The organism is Streptomyces alkaliphilus, from assembly GCF_014141535.1.
Classification (GTDB): domain Bacteria; phylum Actinomycetota; class Actinomycetes; order Streptomycetales; family Streptomycetaceae; genus Streptomyces; species Streptomyces alkaliphilus.
Genome location: NZ_VKHT01001787.1, coordinates 1 through 371 on the forward strand (window position 1 = coordinate 1; position 371 = coordinate 371).

A 371-nucleotide genomic window follows, 5' to 3' on the forward strand; every position below is an offset into this window, starting at 1 on the left:
GGGGTGAATCTGGGAAGCGAGATCGCGAGGTTGTTCATCGGTACGCCGGGCCGGCTCAGCCCGGTGGGGGACCGGCGCGGCGCCAAGCGCACCCGCGGGTTCTGACGCCGGAACCCGCGTCGGTGCGGCGCGTGCCCGTCCGGGGCACGCGCCGCACCGACGCGACGTCACCGGGGGTTCAGTGCTTGTCGCCCCGGTCGCTCAGCCGCTTGAAGGAACGCTCGATCTCGGCCTCGGCGTCGGCGCGCCCCACCCAGTCGGCGCCCTCGACGGACTTGCCGGGCTCCAGGTCCTTGTAGACCTCGAAGAAGTGCTGGATCTCCAGGCGGTCGAACTCGCTGACGTCGCCGATGTCGACCAGGTGCTCCATG

Annotated in this window: 1 protein-coding gene; it reads right to left on the reverse strand. The window is 71.2% G+C overall.

Features of this window, described 5'->3' with window-relative positions; genetic code table 11:
• Positions 1–178 precede the first annotated feature (178 nt).
• Positions 179–371: inorganic diphosphatase (locus FNQ90_RS26760; RefSeq protein ID WP_182608624.1), on the reverse strand; the 193-nt coding region annotated here is incomplete at its 5' end.